The following is a 24,235-nucleotide window of genomic DNA, read 5'->3' as shown; positions in this document are numbered from 1 at the left end:
CACACGGCGCCGAACGTTCGGGAAAACGCCCGCCGTCAACGGGAGCGACTGCTCGCTCGTCAGACGGAACTCGAAGCGTTGGCCGGCCCCATTCACGACGCGACGGACAAGCTGTCCAAGCTCGAAGCAACGGTCGCTTCGCGGGCACAGGCTCCGCTGAAGAAGATCGAGCGGCTCGAGCAGACCCGGGATCGTCGAATCAAGAAGATCCAAGAGGAGTACGCGGCGAAGATCGCCGAGATCCAGCGGGAGATGGAAGCCGGCACGCAGACGTTGACGCCGCAGGAGCGCGAGCAGGAATCGTCGCTGCTGCGCGAGTACGCGGAAGCGATCGTGACGTTCAGTCGCAGTGCCTCGGCGTCGGAGCTGGCACCGTTGCTCGGCGTGAGCACCCGCGAGGCGAAGACGCTCATCCTGCAAGCCAAGGCAGATCTCGGTGTCACCGATGCGGCCGAGTCGGCTGCATCCTCGTCCGAGGACAAGCAGGACGACCAGCAGACGGTGCCTGCGGCGTCGTGATGCTGCGGTCATGAGTGACGATGTGGAGCCCGCGCTCGACATCGGGTTTCCAGATCTCGACGTCGAGTTCGTCACTGAGGAGTCCGAGGAGCGGCCGCGGCGGGTCCGGGTGGTGGACAACTCGCTGCGGCCGTCGAAGGCGAACATCGCGGCGTTCTGGTCGAAGGTCGTCAAGTCCCCGACGTGTTGGTATTGGGTCGGCGCGATCAGTGCGCCCGACGGGTACGGGCGGTTCAACTTCCAGCGTGAGAACCGGCAACGCACGATGCTTGCGCATCGCTTCTCGGTGGAGTTGGTGCACGGGCCTCTGGCACCGGATGTGGTATGCGAGCACAAGTGCAACGAGCCGTTGTGCGTGCGTGTGGGGTCGGAGCATCTGGTGGAGTCCACGCACAGCGAGAACGTGCGCTACGCGATCGCTCTCGGTCGTCTATCAGGACACGCGCTTCTCGACGGACAGGGGCGTACCCGATACGAACGGTCTCTGGCAGTTCGAGAGGCGCTCCAATACGGATACGACGCAGAAGCACTGCTCCGTGCGAAGACTGATCCAGGGACCTCTCAACAAACCCTCTTCTGAGACACTGACGTACCCGCCCTAGATAGGACAGTTGATTGGATCAGATCGGGACAGCGCGCGAAGCTGAGCAGAACGCCGCATACTTCATGCGCGGGCTCGGCTTCCGTGATGCAGCTGTGACGGCCAACGGTGCGGATGGAGGCATTGATGTGTCCTCCCTCGATGCAATCGCTCAGGTAAAGAACTGGTTCAAGCCCGTTGGCCGACCGGAACTTCAGCAGCTTTTCGGTGCTCGCGGTAACCGATCGAATCAGAAGATGCTGTTCTTCGCGCGCTCTGGCTACACGGCAACTGCACGCACGTATGCCGATTCCCACGCCATCGCGCTTTTCATCTTTGACCACGCGGGCTCCATCACTGCCATCAACGACAGTGCGCAGTCGATGAAAAACCTCTCGTCCGGCTATAGCCTCGCCGAAGATATGGCCACCGCCGCCCGCTACGCCCAGGCCTCACGTGACTACAACTCGAAGGAGGCCATCGCGGCTCGCGCGGCACAAGCCGCGCAGAGAGCACGCGAAGTTCAAGCGGAACGAGAAGAGTTGCAGGCCCTCGAAGCCCATCGAACTGCAGTCCACTCCGCTATTGAGTTGTTGCAGCAGCTTGGATTCGGAACGCGCCTCGATACCTACCGGACTGATTCTCTCGACGAGGACGCAGAAGTCCGCTCAGTCAGCGCCGTCGCGAGAGTCCGAACGGGAGGCCGTCGCGTGACGAAGAAGGTCTTGGAGAACTTGCACGATGTGCCTGGAGCGCACAAAAAGAAGATGTTCTTCTTTTCCGACTCCACCTATACCGACACCGCTCTGTCGTATGCCGACGAAGCGAGCATCGCGCTGTTCCACGGTGGTAACCCAGCGAATAAGCTAGCGCGGGAGCATCTGGCTACGAAGAACACTCCGTCTACCCGGCCTGTCTCGAGCCTCTATCAGAACCCCTTCTTCCTCAAGCGCCAGAATTAGTCCCTTTTGTGCCGAACCGTCACGCACCTTGTCTCCGTCCCTATGTCGACGACAGGGAGTCGAAGGATGCGCTGTCTCTGGGAGGTCGAGCGGATACTCACACTGGCTCTGCGCGAGGCTGGTAATACCACCTGCTTCAGCAGTTCGAGGATTCGTTGACGCTGTTCTCCAAAGGGGACTCTACTATCGCAAATGTGTCGACTCCTGAATCCACATCTGCGGAAACGGTTCCGGATCCTGCTCTTGTCGAGGGCGACAAGGCCGATATCCTCGCTCGCACCGTGGCCGCGATCGATGCCGGTGATCTCGAACAGGGCCGGCAAATCCTGCGCAGCGAGTATCCCTTCAGCCCAGTGGTGAAGAACTCGCGTCAGTACACCGAACGCCAATGCCTGCGCGTGTTCTACCGGGACGGCTTCCTCGATCGCTACAGCGGCACCAAGCTCGTGCACCCAGCTGCCCTGCGCACGCTGTCGCTGATCCTGCCGGACGAGTTCCCGGCGCATCCGAACTGGCAGATGTCGCAGTCGCACTTCGCATTCTGGGAACTGTTTCCAACCATCGACCATCTGGTTCCGGTCGCCCGCGGCGGCGTCGACGCGGAACCGAACTGGGTGAGCACCTCGATGCTGCGCAACTCCGCCAAAGCGCACTGGACACTCGCGGAACTCGGGTGGAACCTCACCGCGCCCGGGGACCACAGAATCTGGGACGGCCTGTCCGGCTGGTTCGTCGGCTACGTCGAGGCCCACCCGGAGTTGATGGCCGATAAGTACCTGACCCGTTGGTTCCGCGCGACGATAGATGTGCGCTCTACCCTGAGCTAACCCGTATGCGGTGATCACGAGCTGCGGATAGTCCCACGGGTGCTCGCGAGGCTCCGGTGATCGCGTGGTCCGACGGGCACAGACGTTGTGGACGTTCCCTATCCGGTGCGAGTCTGCGCCTGCTGCGCGGCGGTCGCTGCCAGTTCGACCGCCTGAGTTTTTCCTTGCCCGCTGCCGAGCAGGGATCCCGGACGATAGGTGATCTGCACGATCAAGGATCCGACCCGGGCGCTGACCCAGTAGCTCGAGCTGGCAGGCACATCCGGATACCGGACCATGGCCGTGGTCTGCATACGAGCAACAGCCTCGTCGCCGACCACAGCGTCGAAGGGTTCCTGGCTCATACCGAAGGTGTAGCCGGCAGTCCCAGCACCCATCTGCCAGAACACACACTGCTCGACGACGTCTCGATACGCCGCCAACGCGGTCGCAGCGGCCTGCTCGTCCCGATAGACGAACGCCTGGCTGGTGATCGCTTCAACTTCGGCGGCCTGGTCGAAATACCAGCCGGCGCCAGCCTGATCAATCATCTCGTCGGTGCGCAACATCCAGGATTGGTTGCTGCACTCCGGTTGTGATGCGTCCTGCCGCTGCGTCGACTCGGGATCGCCATCGTCATCCGGCTTCCATCCCGCTCCGGGCAGCTGGTCCGTGGAGAGGACCAGCTGGTCCGCGGCGAGAGGGGTCGAGGTCATCGTTGCCGTAGACGTCGTCGATGTTGCAGAGGTCGGAACAGCCGACGGCGGCACCGCACTGCTCGTGGGGGAGGCCACTGACGCCGAGGTAGTCGAGAGTGGTTCCTGCGTCGCCGTGTCGGAGTCACCTCCGGATGAGCACCCGGACAATCCCAGCACGACCGCGCCGACCACAGACACCGTCGGTGCCCAACGCCGAGTTACTCCTTGACCGGTTCTCAACACGAAGCACAAGGCTAATCGACCACGCTCCCTGTCCGTCCGAAGCGACCTGGAGGCGAGTTCGGACAGCGGTACGCGACGGCGAGGTCGCCGAGTTCGGGCGCCTGGTCGTCGCCCATCCCGACGTCACCAGCCGCCACCAGCTCAAGCGTGTCGCCGGCACCGGGAGCCGGATTCGACGTCGACGCTCAGACAGGTCACGTCGGTGTGGTGCTGAGCGAGTTCCGGTCAGTTCGCTGCCGCTGATCTCGGTGCCGGCGCGAAGGGGCGATGCCCGCCTTGTGTGTCGCCCGGATCGATTACGGTGCACTCATGTCCGCCGCCGCTGATCTGTCGCCGGTGATCGAGGCCGTGCTTGGTCTCGACCTGCGTCCGCGCCGGTGGCAGTGGGTGAGTCTGAGTTTGTGCGTCGTCGATACGGTCTACAGCATCGGCGCCCACTACGACCGGCATGTGCTGCCGGTGGTGCACCGGGTCGCCGCCGATGCCGGCCTCGAGACACCGTCTGTGCCACCGCCGGTCACCGGCCTGGCCGATCCTTTACCGCTCGAGGCATTCCTGGATCGCTACGACACCGTCGACGCGCTGCTGGCAGTGACGAACAACCGGCAGCGCACCTCACCGCGCGGGGGCATCCTCAAGGCCGAAGCCGTGCTGCAGTACGCGACGATCCTCCATGAGCACGGGATCCGGACACTCGACGATGCTCGCGTCCTGCTCGACGACCCGCAGCGCCTCGACATGGTGGAGACTGTGTTGCGGACCGTGCCCGGTGAAGGCGGCTTCGGGGTGCGTCGCGGCTATCTGTGGATGCTCGTCGGCGACGAGGACATCATCAAACCCGACCGCATGGTGCTGCGGTGGTTGGCCCGCAACGGCGCTGACGTCGACGCTGCCACCGCCCGTACCTTGCTCTCCGAACTCGCCACCGAGGTCACCAGGGTGCTCGGCCGACGCGTCACCGCCTGGGAGATCGACCATGCCATCTGGACATCGGCGCGGTCGGTGCGCACCGAACTGCACACCGACCAGGACGAGCCCCGGTCCGAGGGTCCGTCGATAGGCTCGGATACTCGAGGGGTGGATGCGATGGCCGAGCTCGCCGGTATCCGCGACCGCTTGGATACGGTCCTGGCCACCATGGGTGGGAAGTCGTCTCGTCGCGTGGTCGTCGACCTCGACGATCCGGACGAGCCGGATCTGCATTTCGTGCTGACCGCGGCGCTGCGGGAGTGGGCCGATGATCTTCGACACCAGGTCCAGGACGATCCCGAGCATCCGAACCGGGCGGATTTCCTGCGGTGGGCCGAGGCGGCGGACCGGCTGCACGAACGCTCTCTCCTGCCGTCACCTGCACGCAGCTGATGGCCGTAGGGCTGCAGGCCAGACGAAAGGATCGGCATGGTGGATCGCTCACAGGTAGAGAAGCAGTTGTACGACGCGATCAAGCACGGCATCCGTCCGAGTGAGAGCGAGCTCGAAGCGATCGTGAGCGGTGAGAGTGTGTCCCGGTCGCAGTCGTCGGCGGTCGATTTCGTGTTCCCTGACGATGCGGAGCGCGACGGTCTCTGACGGCGTGCGCGTGGTTATGCTGTGCGCTGTAGGACGTGCGCCAGCGTCGGTCAGGCTCGATGCCTGATCGACGCTCCTGCGCAACGGGCGAGGCCCCCGGAACTAGGGATTCCGGGGGCCTCGCCTGTGTTGTGGTGTCAGATCCAGTCGCCGCTGGGGGCGGGGAGCTCGACGCGGAACTTCTCGCGGGCGATACGGACTCCGGTGCCTGCGAGCTTGCGGATCATCGTCGGGTGCAGCCCTGCGGTGAGGGCTTGCTCGAGCAGTCCGAGCATCCGGGTGTCGCACAGCGGATGTTGGGTCGCTTCCTGTCGGGCGGCGGTGAACGCGCTTCCGGCGGCCGGTCCCTGGAAGTTCACGTAGGCGAAGAACCCGGCGACGGTCAACGCTGCCACGCGCTCGCGGGTGCGCAGCTTGCTGGCGATCGTTTCCATCGTCTCGGAGGCGACATTCGGGTCGATCACCGCCAGTCCCAGGATGGCGTCGCGGGCGTGGATGTCGGTGGTGAGCAGCAGTCCGACTCGTGCGGCGAGAGCGGAGTCGGGGGTGGTGCGGGTGCTCACCAGTTCGGCCAGCTCGCGGATGATGCTGCTCGCGAACTCCTCTCCCATAGTCTCTTTCGCAGCGCGGGCTCGTCGACGATCGGTGACGGTCACCGAGTCCTTGCGGCGGTAGCGGGCGGTGAGCTCGGAGCGGTCGCGGGCGATGGTACGGCCGTTGAGGACGGTCGCGGCGCCCACCTGAGTGGTGGCGGGGTCGGGGACCGTGCCGGTCTCGAACAGCCCGCGCATGTCGGTCCAGGTCTCGCCGCCGCGGATGCTCGGGGTGTAGAAGCTGCCCCACACATCGGCTCCGGCGCCGAGCAGCATGGCGATCACGCGCTCGGACTCGTCGAGCACCTCGTGGAAGGTACGGTTGTCGGCGACCACGATGACGTACACGCCCTCGGTGTCGGCCGAGCGGTTGATCGCGGCGGTAACAAGCGGGTGGTCCACATCGCCGAAGTCCATTCGGGCGATGTGGGACAGCCGGTTGCCCGCGAGGAAGACCAGCACGACCGACTGCGACGGCACGAAGCCCAGCATGGCGGGGATGGCAGCGATCATCTCGCCGGTGTTGTCAATCTTGATGGGCTCGGTCATGAGCCGCCTCCTCAGTGTCGGGGCGGACCTGCTCGGCCCGCCTGTTCTTGGTGCCCTTCTGGCAAGGAGATGACGACCTGCACAGGGCCGCGGGAGTGCAACCTCCGGACGGAAAAATCTTTCGAGGAGCGAAGCGGGGGAAAGAATTTTCCGGGCCGTCAGGCCGCGCAGCGCCGGGGGTTGTGCGAAGCGGACCGCAGGTCAAAATCGGATGGCCAGAAGGGCACCTTCTCGGGGTTGTTGTGCAGGGCGGCGCGTCAGCGACGCTCGTTTTGGTGGACACCGAAGGTGGTCCGTGTCCGGCATCGAGGTGCCGGGCACGGGCCACGGGAGGGGGAGTGATGGGGGGTGTACAGAAGATGCTGCTCGGTCGTGCGGGATTCGGTACCTGTCTGGTCTTGGCGGTGCTCGACGCATTGTGGCGGCGTGGTTTCTTGCGACCGGCTCACCCGGCCCAGGTCTCGGTTTGCGGCGATCGCATCACTGTTCGTCCTGGCCGCGGTTCTGCGACGTCCGCGAGCGGCACGCACGTCCTTGTGCGCGGACTCGGATCGGCCGGCCTCTGAATCTGGTGCTGCCGCGCCACCGCTGCGCGCTGGCTTGCCCTCGAATGACCGGATCGGGGATGGGATCGGAGCCCGCTCGGTGGTCCGTGGAGGCAGCGCGGCGGAGGTGGGCCAACAACACCGAAGTCCACCCTTCGTGATCATGGTTGGTGGTGTCTGGTGGATGCGCTACAGTCCCGTCCAGCGAGTCCGGGGGGCCGCTACTGCCCAACTCTCGGTCGAGGATCCCTCGCGGGGCCTCGGCCCGAACTCGGTGACCTGGGGGATCACCGGGTTCGAGGAGTCGCGGCCCCCTTCGAAGCCGTGACTCTAGCTGCGGACTGCGCAGGTGTGGGCGTGGGCGACGGTGTAGCCCTTATCGGTGTAGATCCGGTCGTCGCGGCCTCCGAGGCGTTTGAGGGCCCGTGCGTTGGGCTCGCAGATCTTGGCTCGCGGTGCTGCATCGGGCATATCCGATCAGGATTCAACCCTGAGGCGACCACCGCACTGTTTGGGTCAGCGATACGAGACCCACATGCAGGACGGTTAAACAGGACGGTCCGGCGACTTGATTCGACAGGATGCGATCGAGTGCCAGGCCGTATCGGAGTGTGCTGTTTGGGGATCGTCAAACAGCACACCCACGAATCCGCCACAGCGAGCCGGGCCGACTTCCGCCGCGACGGTCTCGCGGGTCGCAGAATTGCCGCCTTTTGCGTTTGTTTCGTTTGCTGCGTATATTTCATTCAGAGGAGGTGGGTCATGTCCGCGATCGAACATCCCAGTGCCGTGGAGCAGGAACAGGCACGACAGGCGCTGAACGCTCTGCGGGACGTCAAACCGGGCACCGACACGTTCGACGTCACCGTCGACGAGACGTCGGAGTCCGTTCACCTGCCGAGTGCGGCCCTGGAGTTGATCAAAGACGTCTTGGCGAACATGGCCGCCGGCCAGGGCGTGACCGTGGTCCCCGCGCACGCGGAGCTGACCACCCAGCAGGCCGCCGAACTGCTCAACGTCTCACGCCCACACGTGATCAAACTTCTCGACCAGGGCCTCATCCGGTACCGGATGGTGGGCCGACATCGCCGGATCCTCGCGGCCTCGCTCCTCGAGTACCGACGCACCCAGCAACGCGATGCGCGTCGTGCTGCGGACGATCTCGCCGCCCTGTCCGAGGACCTCGGACTCTACTGACGTGACCTTCACAGTCCTCTACGACGCGAACGTGCTGTACCCGAACGTGCTGCGCGACGTCCTGATTCGCCTGGCGCAGACCGGGCTGGTGCACGCCCGGTGGACCGAGAAGATTCTCGACGAGACATTCCGCAATCTCGCCGCCGACCGACCGGATATCCCGACCGACACCCTGGCCAAGCTGCGGGAGCTGATGAACCGAGCGGTCCCGGACTGCCTGGTGACCGGATACGAGGCACTCATCCCAGCGCTCACGCTGCCCGACGAGGACGACCGGCACGTGCTCGCCGCGGCGATCCGCTGCTCAGCGCAGGTGATCGTCACCGCGAACCTACGCGACTTCCCCGATAACGAACTCGCCCAGTTCGGCATCGAGGCCCTGCACCCGGATGAGTTCGTCATGGACCTGTTCACGCTCGACGGGGCGCGGGTGCACCAGGCGATCAGCGCGACCGCCGCGGCGTGGCGCAACCCGCCCGGCACTCCGGCCGACGTCTGCGACCGCCTCGCCGCGGCGGGCCTACCGATCTCTGCGGCTGCGTTGCGTCGTTGAGATTCCACGATGTGCTGCACACGGCCTGATGTTCCGAAAGTTGTACTCGTACCGATGGTTCGAGAACTTGTTTCGGAATCAACTTATGAGACGTCGCGAGCTGGGCGATTAGATCCCGCGTGCACGCAGATGGCTGTCTCACTGCCAAGGAAATGAGACGTTGGTCCAGCACCCGGGTGCTGCCTTGTTCCTGGCGCTACATGTCCCAGGGTGTGGTGGCGAATCCGGAGGCGCGCATTTCGCTCTTGGCTTCTTCAACGAAGGCGTCGACCTGCTCCTTGAGCGTGTCCATGAAACTCAGCGCAGCGCGGTGTGCGTCCGAGGGCGTGAAGGCTTCGCGACCGGTCTCCGCACGGAAGGTCGCAATGAAACAGTTCAGCTCGTCGGCAGCTGCCTTCATCGCGACCGGTCGAGCCAATGGCTGGGTGATCGTCTGATTGAGCGCGCCGATTGCAGCATTGAGCTTCGTTGCAGCAGACAAGAGTGCCGGTGACGCAACCAACTGGAGTCGCTGGTACGGACCCGTCAGGTTCTTGAACTCATCGACCTGACTCTCGGCGAATAGCATCTTCTCGATGGCCTTCGGGTCAGGGAGGCCGGTCGAGTTGTTCAAGGCGTCGCGCATGAAGTTGAAGGCACCCTTCACGTCGATCGCCGATACGAGGATGCTGTTGCATGCGCCAGCGAAGTCGCTGGCGGCATCTAAGATCGCCTTCTCACGTTCAACCTTCTCCTCGTGCCTGCGCTTCGCTTCCGCCTGAGCCGCCTCGAACTCACGCTTGTCTCTGTTGGTCTTGTCTTCTTGTGCGGACTTGCGTTCGTCGCTAGCTTTGCTCGTCCGCGAGTTGATGAACGCGCCGCCGAGCCCACCGAGCACGGCACCGATCGGGGTCGCGATCCAGACGCCAGGCGTAGTGAGAAGGTCAGATATGGCACTCACGGTTGGGCAGATTACATTCGCCCACCGACATTTCCAGGTGGCGGTTGCAGGCCGAGAGAGCGCGCCGCGGCAACTCCCTACGCGCGGAAGTCGACCGCGGCAGATTCGCTGATCCGGTCGTCGCTGCTTACCGCGTGGCACGCGTGTGTCGTGATGCGGAATGATGTTCGTGCGACGTACCGGCTGCTGCAGACGGTGTGCCGCATGTTCGGACGGCGCGCACGGGCTCGCGCTGGGCGTTCGGTATTCATCGTCGAGTGAGCCTCATGAAGGAGCGTTTTGAGCACCCTCGGTAGCTTCATCTGGTCGATCGCCGACCAACTTCGGGGTCCCTACCGCCCCAACCAGTACGGCAACGTGATCCTCCCCCTGACGATCCTGCGCCGCCTCGACTGCATCCTCGAACCCGACCGGGAGACGGTGCGCGAGCTGGCGGCGAAGTACGACAACCCCAACCGGCTCAAGGTCGAGGTCAAGAAGGCCACCGGGCGGCCGTTCTACAACACCTCGAACTACTCCTTCGCCAACCTCCTCCAAGACGCGGACGGGCTGGCGGACAACCTGGCCGACTACATCGACCGGTTCTCGCCCGATGTCGACGTGTTCGAGTACTTCGACTTCAAGAAGGAGATCCTCGCCCTGGAGAAGGCGGAGCTCCTGCGCGAGGTCATCACGTCCTTCAAGTCCGTCGACCTGCACCCGGACGTCGTCTCCAATGCCGACATGGGCGATGCGTTCGAGTACATCATCCGCAAGTTCAACGAGGCCGCGAACGAGACCTCCGGTGACCACTACACCCCGCGGGACGCGATCCGGCTGCTGGTCGACCTGCTCTTCGCCGGGAAGGACGTCGACCTGACCGAGGCCGGTATCGTCCGCACGCTGTACGACCCGACCGCGGGCACCGGCGGCATGCTGGCTCTGGCCGAGGAGCACCTGCTCGCACAGAACCCCGACGCGAAGCTGAGCCTGTACGGCCAGGAGTACAACCCGCAGTCGTACGCGATCTGCAAGTCCGACCTGCTCGCCAAGGGTCACGACGCGACCAACATTGCCTTCGGTAACACCCTCACCGATGATGCGTTCACGGGCCGCCACTTCGACTTCTGCATGTCCAACCCGCCGTACGGCGTCGACTGGAAGCAGTACGCCAAGGCGGTCACGAAAGAGCGCGACGAAGCCGGCCCCTACGGTCGGTTCGCCCCCGGCCTCCCGGCGACCTCGGACGGGCAAATGCTCTTCCTGCTCCACCTGGCCCACAAGATGCGCGCCCCCGAGGACGGCGGCGGCCGAGTCGGCATCGTCATGAACGGCTCGCCCCTATTCAACGGTGCCGCCGAGTCCGGCCCCTCCAACATCCGCAAGTGGCTGCTGGAGAACGACCTGGTCGAGGCGATCGTCGCGCTGCCGACCAACATGTTCTTCAACACCGGCATCGCCACCTACATCTGGATCCTCGACAACACCAAGCACCCCGACCGCAAGGGCCTGGTGCAGCTCATCGACGGTTCGTCTTTCTGGACCAAGATGCGTAAGAACCTCGGAGCCAAGAACCGGGAGCTCAGCGACGAGGACCGCACCAAGATCGTGAAGTTGTATGCCGACTTCACCGACGCCGACCCGGACTACTCGAAGGTGCTGCGCAATGACGAGTTCGGCTACTGGACCATCACCGTCGAGCGTCCGCTGTTGGACGAGGACGGGAAGCCGGTCGTAGATCGCAAGGGCAAGCCCAAGCCGGACTCGAAGAAGCGCGACACGGAGAACGTCCCGTTCACCTATGGAAGCTCGACCACCGGCGCGGCCGGCAAGGTCGAGGTCATCCAGGCATACTTCGACGCCGAGGTAAAGCCCCACGTCCCCGACGCCTGGATCGACTGGACCAAGGTAAAGATGGGCTTCGAGATCCCCTTCACCCGCCATTTCTACACGTACGCCCCGCCCCGTCCCCTCGCCGAGATCGACGCCGACTTGGAGAAGCAGGTCGCAAAGATCCTCGACTTGCTGCGGGAGGTGGAACAGTGACGGGCCCTCTTTGGGTCGCCTTGCCCGATGGATGGAGGGCAGGCCAAGTTAAGAACGCTGCGACCGTCACGCTCGGCAAGATGCTGCAGAGCAAGGATTCCGGCAGTGACGTGCGTGCCCCGTACCTACGCGCTGCAAATGTACAGCCCGACGGCGTACTGGCCCTCGACGACGTGAACGAGATGTGGTTCCGCGATGCCGAACTGGAGCAGTTGAGCATCCGAACGGGCGACGTTGTCGTCGTCGAAGGCGGCCAAGGGGGGTTCGGACGTGCCGCCTATGTCGACGAGGACCTCCCAGGCTGGGGATTCCAGAACTCGATCAACCGACTTCGACCGATTAGCGACTTCGACGGCCGGTTCATTGCGTTCTATCTAATTGCGCTGCGCGCTAGCGGCTTCATTCGCGCATATTCCAACGTTGTGTCGATGCCGCACCTCACCGCGGAGAAGCTCGCGAGAATTCCGATGCCGCTGCCACCTCTGGAGCAACAACGCGCCATCTCCGACTACCTTGACCGCGAGACCGCCCGCATCGACATGCTCATCGAGGAACAGCAGCGCCTGATCGAGATGCTTCGTGAGCGGAGAGGCGCGGCGATCTCAAGTGCTGTGGCGCGGGGCCTCGACGAGACCGTTGTCCTCAAGGATTCAGGCCTCCCCGGTGCTGGGCCAGTTCCGGCGCACTGGGAAGTCATGCCCCTCCGTTACACTATCTCGTTCCAAGAGGGCCCGGGCATTATGGCTGCGGACTTCCGTGACGAAGGCGTTCCGCTTCTGCGGGTGAGTTGCGTGCGAGCGGCTCGATCGACGCTTGAAGGATGCAACTATCTCGATCCCGACGACGTTGCCCGTCGATGGTCACACTTCCGGGTTGATCTCGGGGATCTGCTCATTAGTGCGAGCGCAAGCATGGGGACCGTCTCCGAGGTGACTGAGGAGACGGCCGGAGCGGTGCCGTATACAGGGATCATCCGGATCAAGCCTGGTCGCATGCACAAAGACTTCATCCGCTGGTTCGTTGTGTCCGGAGAGTTCATCGACCAAGTTGATTCGCTAAAGACTGGCTCGACGATCCAGCACTTCGGCCCGACGCATCTTGCTCAGATGCGTGTCGCACTGCCGCCGATCGATGAGCAGCGCCAGATTGCGGCGTACCTCGATGAACAGACCGCGAAGATCGACACGCTGATCGCCGAGGCGGAGCGGTTCATCGAGCTCTCGAAGGAGCGTCGTTCGGCGCTGATCACGGCGGCGGTGACGGGGCAGATCGACGTACGGGAGACGGCGTGATGGCCGATCATAACGAGGTCGTTTTCGAGTCCGAGATCTGCGCGTACCTGGAGGACCACCACGGGTGGCTGCACTCGGCGAACGACGCCGGCTACGACCGGGAGCGGGCGCTGTTCCCCGAGGACCTGTTCGCCTGGCTGCAGGAGACCCAGCAGGCGGCGTACGAGAAGGCGTCGAAGGCTGCGGGGTCGCAGGCGAAGTTCCTCGACGTGCTGACGGCGGCGCTCGACAAGCCGCTCGAACACGGTGGCGGGACGCTGAACATCCTGCGCAACGGGGTGCAGTACATCGGCGGGGGCCGGTTGAAGATGGCGCAGTTCCGCCCCGAAACCAGCCTGAACGCCACCACCGTCGAGCAGTACGCGGCGATGCGGGTACGCGTGATGCGGCAGGTGCACTTCTCCACCGCCGACCAGCGCAGCATCGACCTGGTGTTCTTCGTCAACGGGCTCCCGGTCGCCACCGTGGAGCTCAAGACCGATTTCACCCAGTCCCTCGACGAGGCGATCAACCAGTACCGCAAGGCCCGGAATCCGCTGACCAACGGCCGGCCCGAGCCGCTGCTGTCGTTCGGGCACCGGGCGCTGGTGCACTTCGCGGTCTCCAACGACCTGGCCGCGATGACCACCCGGCTCGAGGGCGAGAAAACCCACTTCCTGCCGTTCAACATGGGGCACAAGGGCGGCGCGGGGAACCCGCCGGGTGAGGCCGGGCGGTCGGCGACGGCGTACCTGTGGGAACGGGTCTGGGACAAGGACGCCTGGCTGCAGATCATCGGCCGGCTGATGATCGTGGAGACCAAGGAGGAGTGGGACGTCGCGACCGGCACGTCGGTGCGGCGCACGAGCATGCTCTTCCCGCGGTTCCACCAGTGGGAGGCCGTGACGAACATCGTGGCCGCGGTGCGTGAGGAGGGGGTGGGCCGCCGCTACCTGATCGAGCACTCGGCCGGGTCAGGAAAGACGAACACCATCGCCTGGACCGCGCACCGGCTCGCCCGGCTGCACGTGAACGACGAGAAGGTCTTCGACTCGGTGATCGTGGTCGTGGACCGCACCGTGCTCGACGGGCAACTGCAAGAGGCGATCCGGCAGATCGACGGCTCGGGGAAGATCGTGGCCACGATCAGCCCGGAGGACGTCCGCAAGGCCGGCGCGAAGTCGAAATCCGGGCTGCTGGCGACCGCGCTGAAAAACGGGGAGCTGATCATCGCGGTGACGGTGCAGACCTTCCCCCACGCCCTCGACGAGATCCGCAAGGACTCCTCGCTCAAGGGCCGGCGGTTCGCGGTGATCGCCGACGAGGCGCACTCCTCGCAGTCCGGCCAGATCTCCTCCAAGCTCAAGGCCGTGCTCACCGCGGAGGAGATCAAGGAGGTCGAGGAGAGCGGTGAGATCGACGTCGAGGCGATCCTGGCCGCGGAGATGACTGAACGTGCCGAGTCTCAGAACATCTCCTACCTCGCGTTCACCGCGACCCCGAAGAACAAGACCCTCGAGCTGTTCGGCCGCAAAGGCCCCGACGGGAAACCGGTCGAGTTCCACCTCTACTCGATGCGCCAGGCGATCGAGGAGGGCTACATCCTCGACGTGCTCAAGGGCTACCAAACCTACGACACCGCGCTGAAGATCGCCGGCAAGGCCGAGAGCGGCGACGGCGGCGAGGTGGAGGAGTCCGCGGCACGCAAAGGTTTGATGCGGTGGGTGAAGCTGCACCCGACCAACATCAGCCAGAAGGTGCAGATCATCGTCGAGCACTTCCACACCAACGTCGCCCACCTGCTCGACGGCAAGGCGAAGGCGATGGTGGTGACCGACTCGCGCAAGGCCGCGGTGAAGTACAAGAAGGCGATCGACGCCTACATCGCCAAGCGGGCCGCCGAGGACGCCTCGTACAACTACCGCACCCTGGTGGCCTTCTCCGGCTCGGTGACGATGGCCGAGGACGAGCAGTGGACCTCGGACTGGGGGCCGGCGCCGAGCCGCGGCGACGAATTCACCGAGGCCAACCTTAACCCCGGCGCTGGCACGGACCTGGCCGCCGCCTTCAAGGGCGCTACGTACAAGATCATGTTGGTCGCCAACAAGTTCCAGACCGGCTTCGACCAGCCGCTGCTCTCGGCGATGTACGTCGACAAGAAGCTCTCCGGGGTCACCGCCGTGCAGACGCTGTCCCGGCTCAACCGCACCCACCGCACCGCGTCCGGGGAACAGAAGCGCAAGACCTTCGTCATCGACTTCGTGAACAAACCCGACGACATCCGGGCCGCGTTCGAGCCGTACTTCACCAACGCCACCCTCGAGACCGAGACCGACCCGTACGTCGTGGTGCACCTGGCCACCAAGCTCGCCCAGGCCGGGATCTACACACCCGAGCAGGTGCGTGAGGTCGCAGAACTGTGGGTCACCCGCAAGGGCAACAACGCCCTGTCATCGGCGATGAGCAAGCCCAAGCACGAATTCGCCCGCCGCTACGCCGCCGCGCTCGAGGCCGACGACAAGGTCACCCTCAACACCCTCGACCTGTTCCGCAAGGACGTGGCCACCTACGTCCGGCTCTACGACTTCATGAGCCAGATCGTCGACTACGGCGATCCGTACATGGAGATGCTGTCGATCTTCCTGCGGCTGCTGGACAGGGTCATCGCCGAGTCCTCCTGGGCGGCGGAGGTCGACCTGTCCGACGTGGTCCTGGTCGGGGTCAAGCACACCAAGGCGACGGCGGTCGACATCTCGCTGACCGGTGACGGTCAGCTCAAGGGCATCAGCGCCGCGGGCACCGGCACCCGGAAGGATCCGAAGTACGTTGCACTACAGGTCGTCATCGACAAGATGAACGACCTCTTCGGCGCCGACGCGTTCACCCAGTCACAAATCCGGGAGTTCGTGCAAGGACTGGTGCAGCGACTGCTCGACTATCCGGACCTGGTCAACCAGACCAAGGTGAACTCGAAGAAGCAGTTCATGGAATCGCAGGACTTCCAATCGGCGGTCGCCGAGGCGGTCGTCGACAACCAGGAAGCCCACAACACCATGGCCGACTACTTCTTCAGCGACGGACCCGCCATCGGCGCTGTCATCATCGCACTCGCGGACGCCTTCTACGAGTCAGCGATCGATCAGCAAACGGACCTCTGAGCCTCCACTGAGGAGTCTGATGGTTCACTGAGCTCAGGAAAAAGGGACATTCGGAGCAGGGTCTTCGCTCCAGACAATGAGAGGGCGAAGCGGACATGCGTCTGTCCAGAGTGGAGATCACAAACCACAGTCGGATCCAAGACCTGGATCTCGAAGTGCGGCGGCACGCGGTGATCGTCGGCGCGAACGACGTGGGTAAGTCGTCGATTCTGCGTATGTTGAACCTGCTCCTGGGGACGAGCACCGCCGGCCTCTACCAGGCGCTCAAGCTCAGCGACCTGCGCGACCCGGAGCAGCCTCTCGTGATCAACGCCTGGTGGTCGGAATTCACAGACGAGAACCGCCGGCCCTTCCCCTCGGAAATCAGCATCGACCACGACCAGGTCGGCGAGTACCTCTGGGTCCAGATGATCGTCGAACTGAACCCCGAGGACGACGAGGCCGTGACGATCCGCCGGTGGTTCCCGGAGAGCGGTCATGAACGAGCGCCCAGCCGCGAGCAGCTGGAGGCGTTCGGCTGGCGCTATCTGAAGGCGACCCGCGGCGCGGCGATGATGGAGGGCCCGCACAGCCCGGTCCGCACGCTCCTGGACGCCGCCGATCTCGGTACAAACGAGGACGGTTTGAAGGCCCTCCTCAAACAATTCAACGAGGAGATTGCGGGCAACGAGTCGGTCGGCGATCTTCTCGGCCGCGTGGCTGGCCATCTCAGTCGTTCGATGCCGCGGAGCGTCACCAAGGATGACTTCTCGGTCCGGAGCGTAACCGATCCGTCCAGCGACGTGCTCCAGGACGTGACGATCTTCCTCAACCGTGGCGACGACCAGGTCTCACTGATGGAGCAATCGGACGGGGTCCGCCAGCTCATGTCCATGACACTCTTCGACCTGGCCGAGGGGACGGCGAGCATCCTCGCGATCGACGAGCCGGAGATCCATCTGCACCCGACCAGCCAGCGGACGGCAGCGGACCTCCTGAGCGGAGACGGGAATCAGAAGATCATCGTCACCCATTCGCCGTACATCCTTCACCGATTTGAACCCTCGGAGGTCATCGCGGTGGACCGACACGGCAAGTGTCACCAGATCGGAGATGCGAAGCTGTCGAAGGTCGAGAAGGTGCGCGCGCACTGGTGGTCACCGCGGCTCCTGGAGGCCCTGACAGCGCGCTTCGTCGTTCTCGTCGAGGGCGACGCCGATCGGGTGATCGTCGAGGCGGTGGCACAGAAGCTGGGCATCGACCTCGACCGGCTCGGCGCTGTGGTCGTCGAATTGGACGGAGCGGACAAGTTCAGTAACGTCTTCCCGCTCCTCGGACCCGACGGCTTCGGCCCGACCCTACTCGGCCTGGTGGACGAGCAGGAGAGCGGAAAGTGGGTCAACGCCTTCAAAGGCAAGCGGCGCACCGTCGTAGACAAGAAGGTCTTCATCTCCGACATTGACCTTGAGGACGAGTACACCCGCGCCCTCGGCGGCCCGGTCGCGGCAAAAGCCCTCATAGATGGAAAGTTCTGCAAGGAACAGGGACTGTTGCAATCGACAGGCGTCGAGTCGATCGCGAAGATCGGCCCGGAAGCGGTAGCGAAGTTCTGCAGGGACAAGGGTAAAGTCGAGGCGGCGACATGCATCGCTGAAGTCCTGACGCCGGATTTGGCGGAGAAGATCGGCAGCGTGTCGCGTCTCGTGCGCGCGCTTGACGAGCTGAGCAAGCAGTGAGCGGGTTCTCGCTCAGCGAAGAGCAGCGCACTGCAGCGACCTCCACAAAGGCGCACCTCCTGATCATCGCGCCTCCGGGATGCGGCAAGACCGAGGTCCTGGCGCACCGCGCCGCCCATCAGATCGGTTTTCTCGAGCAGAACCAGCGCGTGCTCGCTTTGACCTTCACCAAGCGGGCGCGCTCGAACCTCGAACAGCGCCTCCGCTCCGTGCTGGGCCACGCACGAGCGCGCCGGCAGATCGTCGTCCGCAATCTCCACGGCTTCGCGACCCAGGTGGTCCTTGCCCATGGCAGGACCATCGGCCTCGACATGGAAGGACTGGAGCTACCGAAGACCAGCACCATGCGGCGGGCGATGGAGACAGCGGGTGGCGGGCCCGCCATGTACGACGCCGAGCAGATCCTGAGCGAGATCAAGCGGGGACCGCTCTCGGACGCCGAGGTGTTGACGGCTATCCAGCAGCGAGGTCCCGCGCAGGCGGTCGTGCTCGCGGAGAAGGTGGAGCGGTCGCGACAGGGGGCGAACCAGCTGCACTACGAAGACCTCCTCCGGCACGCACAGCGACTGCTCCGCATCCCCGCGGTCGCGCGTCTCTACCAGGCGCATTTCGGCGCGGTCCTGGTCGACGAGTTCCAAGACCTCTCGATGCAACAGCTCGACCTCGCCCTGCTGAGCTGCACGTCCAGGCGAACGTTCGCCGGCGATCCGCTCCAGGGCATCTACTCGTGGGCAGGGGCAGCACCCGTCGAGGTCGAGGCGGAGATTAAGAAGACCTGCGGCGAGCCAATCAGGCTGCACGAGTCCTACCGCTCCTCGCCGAAGGTTTTGGAGACGGTCAACTCGGTGAGCGAACAGGTCGATCCGGGCTCTGGCCTGGTGTCCGCGCAACCGGAACGGTGGCCAGGTGGGGGCTGTTCCGCGGCGCTTGTGCTCCAGGACCGCGCGGCTGAGGCGGAATTGCTGAGGCGTCTGGCGGGATCGATCCTGGACCGGCTGCCCGAAGCATCCATCGGAATCATCGCTCGTGCGGGGTGGCGCAGGGAACGCATCGACGCGGCGTTCGCGGAGGAGAAGTCCTTCCTGGTCCGCCGATGGGACCTCGCGATCGACGACCCCGGGATCGTCGCCCTCATCCAGTCGACCGTCGCGGCCTTGCCGCATGGAGCGAGCATCGCGGACTCGCGGCTGGCGGTGCTCGATGCCGTCGACCCCGCCGACGTCGACGCCCGAGAGCTGGTCGACGATGCGTTCGACACCCTGGAGCAGAGCGCCGCCGTTACGGCGAAGGCGGCGGTGAGGTCGATCAGGACCTCCGACCCTATGCAGGCGATTGGGCCCGGCGTCCATCTGCTCAACGCGCATTCTGGCAAAGGTCAGCAGTTCGACTGGGTGTTCGTCATCGGACTGGAGGAAGGGCACCTGCCGGGTAAGCGGAACAGCCAGGGAGATGCTTTGGCCGAGGAGCAGCGCGTCCTGCTTGTCATGCTCTCCAGGGCTCGTCACGGCTTGGTCGTGACGAGGACACGGATGACGGACGGCATGTACGGGCCGTACCCGGCCACGCGGAGCCGATGGTGCCCCGGAATCCAGGCCCAGTGGTCCACGGCGGAGGAGATCGAAGCACATCTCGAAGCGGATCTTCCGGTCTCTCCGCCGAGTCCGTCGTAGAACTTCGCACTATCGGCAGCCCATCAATCTTGGAGTGGCTGCGGATCGCCTGCCGGGTAACCCGATCGAACTCTTCCCAATATTTCCTGGAGCTCGCGAGAAACTCCTTGACCTGATTGCCTTCAACCGCCCGAAGCGTCCAGCCCGGTGCCGCTACTGCGTTCTGGTGGGAGGGAGTCCTCCTTCAGTATTCAGTGGAAGGAAACGCACCTGCGTGGCCCGTGATGTATCGGATGCAATATGCCGGGGTTGGCTTGACGTAAGAGCCGGCTATCGGCACGTGCGAGACGTGGCCGGGTGGGTCGGGACGGTGGTCGACCGCGAGCATCCGAGGCATCGCCGTCGACGGCGAAAGCCCGGGGGAGCGGGAGATCGTCGGGGCATCTGCCGGCCCGGCTTGCGGTTGCGGCCGGGCGGATGGGCAGGCCCCACGAGGAGGTGGGCCGGGCGGGGCCTGCCGGGTGACCGCCCGGGGCAGGGGCATCCGGGTTCGATCACCATCCACTACCCGGCGGCACATCCGACGCCGGGCGCGCCCCTCGGCTACCCGCACGGTGCGCAGATCATGCACACCTCGGGGTGCTCGGCGTCCTCGCGGTCACGGGGTGGGCCGGCGGTGATGAGGGTGTCGCTGTCGAGGGTTCCCGGTGCCGCCGTCCCGGGCGGGAAGCGCGGGTGCGCAGGTGTGTCGGCCTTTGCCCCTTTGCCAGCCGAGCCGAGGATACGAGTCGATAACGAACAGCGGTGGTCGGTCTCGGTCAGGTGTCGACGGCCGTTCGGCGGGTATGTCTGGATCAGCGTCCGACACCGGGACGCACCGGCTGTTGTCGACCAGTTGTAGGAGGAATGTTCATGCTTCTCGGATCTCTCGCCCTGACCCTCGGCGGCCTGCTCGCAGCATTGGGCATCGTCCTGTGAGCCGATCGTGACCGACCGCCTGTCGCGTCCGTCCCTGTTCCCGGGGGCGGACGCGCTCCCCGTTTTCTCGTCCTGCGGCCTGCCGGTCGTAGGGGATGTGTGCCAGGTGTCGCCATGACTTCCTCGTCGCGCCGCCCAGTCCTCGGGCGTCCGGCTGCTGCCCTGACCGCACGTGATGTCGCGGCAGTGGTGTGGTCGTTGACCGGGCACGCCCCCGAGGAGGCCGATCTCGTCGCGGTGCGGGATCTGCTCGGTGCGCCCGCAGCCGGGGCGGGTCCTGGGCCCACCGAGTCCCACGGTTGAGACCACCGGTCGCCGATCACGGGCACATCCACGTCGGGAAACTCCCCGAAAGTCAGCGCGGCGGCGCTCGGTCTTGGCGCTCGGGTTGTCAGTCGAGGTGTAGCCGGCGGGCCGCGGCGACGGCGTCGGTGCGGTTGTGCACGCCGAGTTTGCGGTAGAGCGACCGCAGTTGGGTTTTGACGGTGTTGACGCTGACGAACTGTGATGCGGCGATGGCCGCGATGGTGCGTCCGGAGAGCAGCGCGGCGAGCACGGCGCGCTCCCGGGCGGTCAGTGTCAGCAGGGGCCGGTAGAGCGGGAAGGCGGGAAAGCGGGTGGCGGTCCGGTCCAGGTCGAGGGGCAGCTCGACACCGAGGCCGGCCAGGGCGCTCTGCAGCGGCGGTGGCAGCAGCACGAACGGGCGCAGCAGGCCGGTGTGCCGGGAGAAGGCCACGGCCCGTTCGAGGTGTCTGCGGGCGTCGTCGGGGTCGTCGAGGGCCGCGGCGGCGGCGGCACCGAGCACGGCCAGTTCCATCGAGGTGCGGACCGGACCGGCCCCGTCGGCGCGGTACCGGTCGATGATCTGCCGGGCTTCGGCCGGGTCGGCGTCGAGCAACCGCGCCCGCGCCCGCACCGCCGCGGCCGTGGGGTGGGTGGACGCGGCGATCAGGTCGTCGGCCTGCTCGACGTGGCCGCACGCGAGATGCAGATCCGCCAGCACCGCGTCGATCAGGACGGCGCAGCAGCCGCCGGTGCGCAAGGTCGGGTAGCGCTGTAGGTGGGATTCGATGAACCGCAGACCGTCGGCGGGCATGCCGGTCAGCAGGGCATGCTGTCCGTGGGTGTAGAGGACGTGAGCCCAGAATTCTTCGGTGTCGGTGGGGGTGCCGAGTTCGGTGAGGATGTCGAGGGCGGTGTCGGGTTCGAGGTGATCGAGTGCGACGAGTGCGGCGGCCACACAGCCGGCGGTACGAACGATGGTTTCGCTCTCGCCCGCCAGGGGTGGGTGGCGTTGTTCCTGGTCGATCCACGATCGGGCGTCGACCAGGGTGCCTTCCAGTGCGCAGCTCAGCGCGAGTTTTCCGGCGGCGTCGCGTTCGACGAACGTTCCGGTTCCGGCGACGTGTGCGCGGCGGAACATCGGGACCGCGTCGTCGGTGCGGTCGGCGAGCAGGTAGGTGATGCCGACGTGGAGGTAGTAGAAGGCGTAGGCCTGGCGGAGGGGCGCGTCGAGGTCGTCGAAGACCGGCAGCGGGTGGCCGGCGGCGGTATCGCAGACCTTGGCGGCCTCGACGAACTGGCCGTCGAGCCGCAGCATCACCGCACGCGTGACGACTTCGGCGGGTTCGGGGCCGATCCCGGTCGCGAGTTCGGGTGCGGCGGTGACCACGGGGACATCGCGGGGCGCACCGAACTGGCGGTGCAGTCGGCGCAGGGCGGTGGCCGCCGGGTGGGTGCCGGCGATCTCGGCGGGGATGCGTTCGACCAGTGCGGCGCCGAGGCTGTCGAGGAATCCGCCGGTGTACAGCGTGGTCCAGTGCTCGTCGACGATGTCGAGCGCCCGCTGCCAGTGGCGGCCGTCGATGGCGTGGGCCAGCGCGGTGTGCGGATCTCCGGCGACGAGCAGGGCCTCGATCGTGGCGATCTCGGTGGCGTGCAGATCGGCGCGGTGGTGGTGGGCGAGGCGGCGCAGGGACGCCCGGACCGGCTCGGGATAACACCACCGCCGCGGACCGGCGTCCTCGGCTCGGCCCGGGCCGGGGTCGAGGAATCCGGCGGCGATCAGGGTGCGGGTGAATGCGCCGAGGTCGGCGACCCCCGGCAGCACGATGCCCGAGCGGACGGTGCTCGACGGCTCTGCCGGAAGCGCGGCCAGGGCCGAGGATGCCAGGATCGCTCGGCGCAGCGGCGCGAGGTCGGGATCGGCGAGCGCGTCCAGCACCGCATGGTCGATCGCGTGGTCGATGAGGTCGTCGAGACCCTCGACGGTCATCTCGAGCGAGCCTGCGGTGCGGCGCTGCAGATGCTCGCGCACGGCGTCGACCAGGGCCGGCAGTCCTGTGGTGCGGCGGCCGATCCACCGCACGATGCGCGGCGTCTGCGGCACCGCCACCGCGCCCAGGATCGCGGCGATGTCCTGCTCGGTGCAGGCCAGCTCGGCTGCGGAGACGATCGTGGGGTCGGCGGCCCCCTGCTGCCACGGTCCGGGCGTGCGGGTGGTGACGACGATCCGCAGCTGCGGGCACAAAGCGAGCAGCGCGGCGATCTGCGCGTCGATCCGCTCGACGCGGTCGACCGCGTCGAGGATCAGCACGATCTGCTGCGGCAGCGCCGAAAGCACGGCGGACAGTGCGTCGAACGAGGCACCTCCGTCGTCCGATCGTGGGGTGCCGGTTCGCGCGTATACCGCCGACAGGACATCGGTCCAGTACGCCTCGGCGGTGATCGGCCCGGCAGGGGCACTGACCGGCACGACGCTCGCCTCCGGCACCGTGCGGCTGAGCAGCCACGATCGGGTCAGGGACGTCTTGCCCGAGAACCGGTTACCGTGGACGACCACCAGCGGCGTCGGGCCCGACAAGGATGCGAACAACCGGGCACGAGGAGGCAGGCCAGCGTCCGGCACGGTCGGGAACCTCGGCTTTCTTTCGGTGGTTGAGCACAGGCCCCGACAACCCGCACAGACCAATCGTTCTAATACAAAATCAGATACATATTTTATCGTCGGTACAGGACCCGGCCGGGGCAACGACCGGAAAGTGGCGCAACTCTCCCAGCCCGGACGAATGCCTCCCAGCGCCGGCCGATCTGCCAGGAAGGTGTCCGCACACGCACGATGCGAGAACCCAGGAACGGGCCGGAAGGGCTCCCACCGTCACCCCGGCGCGCTGATCCGACACCACGACCGGCGCCTCCCGCCCGGCGGTGGCGGTACCCGAGACGGTGCAGCCCGGTGCGCCTGGCGCATCGAGGAAGCGGTGCGCACCACGGCCCGCCACCTCTACCCCAAGACACCACCTACCCGCACAGATGCCGGGGCGATCGCGGTGCACGCGTACTGCAGTAGCGCCACCGTATTCGACCTGCCACGAACGCCCCCCTGTTCCGCAACCGGCCACCCGCCTCTACCCCCGGGGTCGTCGGCGCGCCTGCGCCGCATCCCCGCCGGACGGCGGTAGCCTGCCGGGCACGATCTACCCCCGTCCCGGTCCCGATCATGGGCGTCCCGATCGGCTTCGTGCGCAAGGGAACACCAGATGGATTTCGACGAGCAGTTCCACCACACGGCATGGCAGATGCACCACGACGGCCACAGTTGGAGCGATATCGGCCGGGAACTCGGATGCGACGCGACCGTCGCCCGTGCGATGGCCGACCGCTACCGCCAGCATCTCGACAGCGACGCGCACGCGGCGCAGTTCCCGCTGTTCGAGCTGTAGCA

General features: G+C 65.6%; 20 protein-coding genes. 15 read left to right on the top strand and 5 right to left on the bottom strand.

All coding sequences use genetic code 11. From position 1 onward, the window contains the following. Positions 1-78 precede the first annotated feature (78 nt). The 4 genes from M3330_RS23525 to M3330_RS23510 all read left to right on the top strand — a co-directional run bounded on the left by M3330_RS23525 (position 79) and on the right by M3330_RS23510 (position 2,888). Positions 79-519 carry a hypothetical protein gene (locus M3330_RS23525; protein WP_255029256.1) on the top strand — a complete coding sequence of 147 codons (441 nt, stop codon included), beginning with the start codon at positions 79-81 and terminating at the stop codon, positions 517-519. 10 nt (positions 520-529) lie between these two features. Then, on the top strand, positions 530-1,099 hold the full coding sequence (locus tag M3330_RS23520; protein WP_255029254.1) for an HNH endonuclease: 570 nt from the start codon (positions 530-532) through the stop codon (positions 1,097-1,099). Between the two features lie 35 nt (positions 1,100-1,134). Continuing rightward, on the top strand, positions 1,135-2,061 hold the full coding sequence (locus tag M3330_RS23515; RefSeq protein ID WP_255029252.1) for a restriction endonuclease: 927 nt from the start codon (positions 1,135-1,137) through the stop codon (positions 2,059-2,061). A gap of 194 nt (positions 2,062-2,255) precedes the next feature. After that, positions 2,256-2,888, top strand: a complete 633-nt coding sequence (locus tag M3330_RS23510) for an HNH endonuclease (protein ID WP_255029337.1) — start codon at positions 2,256-2,258, stop codon at positions 2,886-2,888. Positions 2,889-2,986: 98 nt separating this feature from the next. On the opposite strand, the gene M3330_RS23505 is transcribed toward M3330_RS23510, so the two are convergent. Beyond that, positions 2,987-3,583 carry a hypothetical protein gene (locus tag M3330_RS23505; protein ID WP_255029250.1) on the bottom strand — a complete coding sequence of 199 codons (597 nt, stop codon included), beginning with the start codon at positions 3,581-3,583 and terminating at the stop codon, positions 2,987-2,989. Between the two features lie 534 nt (positions 3,584-4,117). Here M3330_RS23505 and M3330_RS23500 point away from each other — a divergent pair. Further along, a complete protein-coding gene (locus M3330_RS23500) occupies positions 4,118-5,170 on the top strand; it encodes a hypothetical protein (protein ID WP_255029248.1) in 1,053 nt (350 codons plus the stop codon). 36 nt (positions 5,171-5,206) lie between these two features. Further along, positions 5,207-5,377, top strand: coding sequence for a hypothetical protein (locus tag M3330_RS23495; RefSeq protein WP_255029246.1), 171 nt, complete (start codon positions 5,207-5,209; stop codon positions 5,375-5,377). 137 nt (positions 5,378-5,514) lie between these two features. On the opposite strand, the gene M3330_RS23490 is transcribed toward M3330_RS23495, so the two are convergent. Next, a complete protein-coding gene (locus M3330_RS23490) occupies positions 5,515-6,519 on the bottom strand; it encodes a DUF4192 domain-containing protein (RefSeq protein WP_255029244.1) in 1,005 nt (334 codons plus the stop codon). A gap of 875 nt (positions 6,520-7,394) precedes the next feature. Continuing rightward, entirely contained in the window at positions 7,395-7,535 is a 141-nt protein-coding gene (locus tag M3330_RS23485; protein WP_255029243.1) for a hypothetical protein, read from the bottom strand. Positions 7,536-7,826: 291 nt separating this feature from the next. On the opposite strand from M3330_RS23485, the gene M3330_RS23480 reads away from it, so the two are divergent. Next, entirely contained in the window at positions 7,827-8,261 is a 435-nt protein-coding gene (locus tag M3330_RS23480) for a helix-turn-helix domain-containing protein (RefSeq protein WP_255029242.1), read from the top strand. A gap of 1 nt (position 8,262) precedes the next feature. Beyond that, positions 8,263-8,814 (top strand): PIN domain-containing protein, encoded by a 552-nt coding sequence (locus M3330_RS23475; RefSeq protein ID WP_255029240.1) that lies wholly within the window; start codon positions 8,263-8,265, stop codon positions 8,812-8,814. 196 nt (positions 8,815-9,010) lie between these two features. On the opposite strand, the gene M3330_RS23470 is transcribed toward M3330_RS23475, so the two are convergent. Further along, on the bottom strand, positions 9,011-9,754 hold the full coding sequence (locus M3330_RS23470; protein WP_255029238.1) for a hypothetical protein: 744 nt from the start codon (positions 9,752-9,754) through the stop codon (positions 9,011-9,013). Between the two features lie 279 nt (positions 9,755-10,033). Between M3330_RS23470 and M3330_RS23465 the strand changes: the two genes are divergently transcribed. The 6 genes from M3330_RS23465 to M3330_RS23440 all read left to right on the top strand — a co-directional run bounded on the left by M3330_RS23465 (position 10,034) and on the right by M3330_RS23440 (position 20,814). Next, positions 10,034-11,779, top strand: coding sequence for a class I SAM-dependent DNA methyltransferase (locus M3330_RS23465; RefSeq protein WP_255029236.1), 1,746 nt, complete (start codon positions 10,034-10,036; stop codon positions 11,777-11,779). Between the two features lie 80 nt (positions 11,780-11,859). Beyond that, a complete protein-coding gene (locus M3330_RS23460; protein WP_255029235.1) occupies positions 11,860-13,071 on the top strand; it encodes a restriction endonuclease subunit S in 1,212 nt (403 codons plus the stop codon). Next, complete coding sequence (locus M3330_RS23455) at positions 13,071-16,208, top strand: type I restriction endonuclease subunit R (protein WP_255029219.1); 3,138 nt, start codon at positions 13,071-13,073, stop codon at positions 16,206-16,208. The genes M3330_RS23460 and M3330_RS23455 overlap by 1 nt, the downstream gene beginning before the upstream one ends. 95 nt (positions 16,209-16,303) lie before the next feature. Then, a complete protein-coding gene (locus M3330_RS23450) occupies positions 16,304-17,923 on the top strand; it encodes an ATP-dependent endonuclease (RefSeq protein WP_255029218.1) in 1,620 nt (539 codons plus the stop codon). Next, the gene (locus tag M3330_RS23445) at positions 17,920-19,593 is read left to right on the top strand and encodes a UvrD-helicase domain-containing protein (RefSeq protein ID WP_255029215.1); all 1,674 of its coding nucleotides are present in this window, start codon (positions 17,920-17,922) and stop codon (positions 19,591-19,593) included. Before M3330_RS23450 ends, M3330_RS23445 begins: the two co-directional genes overlap by 4 nt. Before the next feature lie 1,032 nt (positions 19,594-20,625). After that, positions 20,626-20,814, top strand: a complete 189-nt coding sequence (locus tag M3330_RS23440; RefSeq protein ID WP_255029214.1) for a hypothetical protein — start codon at positions 20,626-20,628, stop codon at positions 20,812-20,814. An 88-nt stretch (positions 20,815-20,902) separates the two neighbouring features. On the opposite strand, the gene M3330_RS23435 is transcribed toward M3330_RS23440, so the two are convergent. Next, the gene (locus M3330_RS23435; RefSeq protein ID WP_255029212.1) at positions 20,903-23,419 is read right to left on the bottom strand and encodes a LuxR family transcriptional regulator; all 2,517 of its coding nucleotides are present in this window, start codon (positions 23,417-23,419) and stop codon (positions 20,903-20,905) included. A 631-nt stretch (positions 23,420-24,050) separates the two neighbouring features. Here M3330_RS23435 and M3330_RS23430 point away from each other — a divergent pair. Further along, positions 24,051-24,233, top strand: a complete 183-nt coding sequence (locus tag M3330_RS23430) for a hypothetical protein (protein WP_255029210.1) — start codon at positions 24,051-24,053, stop codon at positions 24,231-24,233. The last annotated feature ends 2 nt before the right edge of the window (positions 24,234-24,235 follow it).

The organism is Rhodococcus sp. GA1, from assembly GCF_024321955.1.
GTDB lineage: Bacteria > Actinomycetota > Actinomycetes > Mycobacteriales > Mycobacteriaceae > Rhodococcus > Rhodococcus pyridinivorans.
Note: the sequence above shows the minus strand (reverse complement) of the source record. Positions and strands in the feature narration are given on the sequence as shown.